The following is a 2,400-nucleotide window of genomic DNA, read 5'->3' as shown; positions in this document are numbered from 1 at the left end:
AGTGAATTTAGTTTCACAACGCTAAGGAGTAAAAACCGATGAGTATTTCTATTAATCAAATCGTCAACGGCAACGTGTATATTAACGGCAACAGTCAAATGGGACGCGCGAATGAAGTAAAAATCCCGGACGTTGAGTTTGAAAAGGTTTCCCATAAAGGCCTTGGTCTACATGGTGAAATTAAACTTCCGGCCGGTACGAACGCTATCGAAGCTGAAATTACCTGGGATAGCTTTTATCCGGAAGTGCGTGCGTTGTTGTTGAACCCTTATAAAAATTCACAGCTAATGATCCGCTCAAACCTCCAGGTGTTTGACTCACGCGGGTTGGCTGCTGAAGAGCCGATGGTGACCATTATGAATGTGTCAGCCAGCAAAATTGGTGGTACGGCGCAGAAAAATAAAGAGAATTCAGAGTTTGGTGATACGGTAGATGTTTATTCAATCAAACAGACCGTAGCCGGCAAAGAGATCTTATTTATTGATGTGCTTGCAAATATCTACCGTGTAAACGGCCAAGATGTGTTGCAAAAATACCGCACTAATATCGGTCAATAAAGGGGTGAAAACCTTTAAATCTATTTAAAATCATTCAACCGGTCAAAGTTGTATTCTCCTTTGTGAAGTTAAACAAATCTACTCACAAAGGAGTTTTTTTATGTCTGAAACCATTCTTAAATTAGAGTTCCCTTTCCCTGACGGGCAAGGAAATACCATCACCGAGTTAAAAATTCGCCGTCCGAAAGTGCGCGATATTCGCAAAATGACAGGTAAAACCGAAACCGAAATGGCGGTGAGTTTGCTTGCAATCGTCACAGGCTTAGTGCCTGAAGATATTGACGAGCTTGATATTGCCGACTTCCAGGCCGCATCAAAAATTGTTGAGAAAATGCAAAAGGGAAAGTAGTCGCGGAAAGCCTTAATGCAGCCCTGGCCGACTTGGCTTTTTGGTTTGGTTTCCAGCCAAGCGAGCTGGAAGAGATGACGCTTGATGAAGTGGAACGTTGGATTATTCAAGCGGAGCGGCAGATAAAAGCAAGGTACACAAAAGCCGCTATTTAAGCGGCTTTTTGTTTAGTGTTTAAGTATGGTTTGAAGCGTGGTGAATAGGCCAAAAAGCGAGATGATAATCACTCTACACGAAAACATCACCAGGACGCCGACCAATATCCACGGTAGTGCAAATAAAAAAGCAGATACGCAAACGGAAATCCATGAGAGCGAGTTACTTTCTGAATAAAAAACTAAAAAATGATAAAGGCTGCCGAGATAACTTAAAACAAGTGCAAGCAATAAAACAGCCTGTGTGTTTTCCACCCATTTTTCTCTTGTCATTTCTTCCTCCTTATTAATTAAACGGGACTATAAAACATGTCAAACAATCTAGCAATAGGATTAGTCATTACAGCCGGCGTGACAGGTGCGGTTAAGGGCATCCGTTCTGTTTGCAATAGTTTTAAAATATTGCAAGACCAAAGCCTTAGTACGTCTAAAAAGATGGGCGCATTGGCTAAAACAGGAGTGGCCGGGTTTACAGCACTGGCGTCATCCGTTACGGCCACTATGGGGACTATTCGCGGACTAGCCGACCCCGCAATTAAATTTGAAAGCGCAATGGCCGATGTTAAAAAGGTCGTAAACTTTGATACGCCAGCTCAATTCAAAGAAATGGGCGACGATATTCTAAAACTCACTCGCACAATCCCAATGGCTGGGGAAGAAATTGCCGCTATCGTTGCGGCTGGCGGTCAATCCGGCGTGGCGCGGGAAAATCTACTCGGATACGCTAAGGACGCGGCCACAATGGGCGTGGCTTTTGATATGGCAGCCGGTGATGCGGGTGAGGCAATGGCGACCATGGCTAACGTGTTGGGTAAGCCAATTACAGAGATGGCGCAATTTGGGGATGTGATTAACCACCTATCAGATAATGCCAAATCGAAAGCGAAAGATATTGTAAATGTCATTACGCGTGCCGGCTCTGATACACGAATGCTTGGGCTTTCCGAAAAACAATCTGCCGCGCTAGGATCTACCTTCCTTTCAATGGGGAAAGCGCCTGAGCTTGCCGCGCAATCAGTAAAAGGTATGTCGGCAGCGTTTTTACAACTTAAAGCTGGCGAGCATGCAAAAGAGTTAAAACAGCTAGGGTTTACGACAAAAAGCTTCGCCGCAGCGATGAATAAAGATGCGCAAGGGGCGATTTCTTCTTTCATTGAAAAAGTGAAACAGATGCCGAAAGATAAGCAGTATCCGCTTCTTGCCAAGATATTCGGTAAACAATATGCCGACGATGTATTGTTACTCGCGCAAAATACCGGGGAATACAATCGCCAGTTAGGGTTATTACAAGAAACCGATGAGCAAGGGAATTTAAAATATATCGGATCAATGCAGCGCG

General features: G+C 44.1%; 5 protein-coding genes. 4 read left to right on the top strand and 1 reads right to left on the bottom strand.

Features of this window, described 5'->3' with window-relative positions:
- Positions 1-38: 38 nt before the first annotated feature.
- The 3 genes from DPV85_RS09775 to DPV85_RS09765 all read left to right on the top strand — a co-directional run bounded on the left by DPV85_RS09775 (position 39) and on the right by DPV85_RS09765 (position 1,061).
- On the top strand, positions 39-557 hold the full coding sequence (locus DPV85_RS09775; protein WP_111327864.1) for a phage major tail tube protein: 519 nt from the start codon (positions 39-41) through the stop codon (positions 555-557).
- Between the two features lie 100 nt (positions 558-657).
- Positions 658-906 carry a phage tail assembly protein gene (locus DPV85_RS09770; protein WP_049370680.1) on the top strand — a complete coding sequence of 83 codons (249 nt, stop codon included), beginning with the start codon at positions 658-660 and terminating at the stop codon, positions 904-906.
- Positions 907-938: 32 nt separating this feature from the next.
- Positions 939-1,061 carry a GpE family phage tail protein gene (locus DPV85_RS09765; RefSeq protein ID WP_080970302.1) on the top strand — a complete coding sequence of 41 codons (123 nt, stop codon included), beginning with the start codon at positions 939-941 and terminating at the stop codon, positions 1,059-1,061.
- 12 nt (positions 1,062-1,073) lie between these two features.
- On the opposite strand, the gene DPV85_RS09760 is transcribed toward DPV85_RS09765, so the two are convergent.
- Positions 1,074-1,334, bottom strand: a complete 261-nt coding sequence (locus DPV85_RS09760; protein ID WP_111327863.1) for a hypothetical protein — start codon at positions 1,332-1,334, stop codon at positions 1,074-1,076.
- A 36-nt stretch (positions 1,335-1,370) separates the two neighbouring features.
- Between DPV85_RS09760 and DPV85_RS09755 the strand changes: the two genes are divergently transcribed.
- On the top strand, positions 1,371-2,400 hold a 1,030-nt coding region (locus DPV85_RS09755), incomplete at its 3' end, for a phage tail tape measure protein (RefSeq protein WP_111327862.1).

This window comes from Haemophilus parainfluenzae, from assembly GCF_003252725.1.
Lineage (GTDB): Bacteria > Pseudomonadota > Gammaproteobacteria > Enterobacterales > Pasteurellaceae > Haemophilus_D > Haemophilus_D parainfluenzae_L.
Note: the sequence above shows the minus strand (reverse complement) of the source record. Positions and strands in the feature narration are given on the sequence as shown.

Bases quoted from the DNA above. Each gene is read 5' to 3' on its own strand.
- DPV85_RS09775 (WP_111327864.1), top strand. From the start codon at position 39: ATGAGTATTTCTATTAATCAAATCGTCAACGGCAACGTGTATATTAAC.
- DPV85_RS09770 (WP_049370680.1), top strand. From the start codon at position 658: ATGTCTGAAACCATTCTTAAATTAGAGTTCCCTTTCCCTGACGGGCAA.
- DPV85_RS09760 (WP_111327863.1), bottom strand. From the start codon at position 1,334: ATGACAAGAGAAAAATGGGTGGAAAACACACAGGCTGTTTTATTGCTT.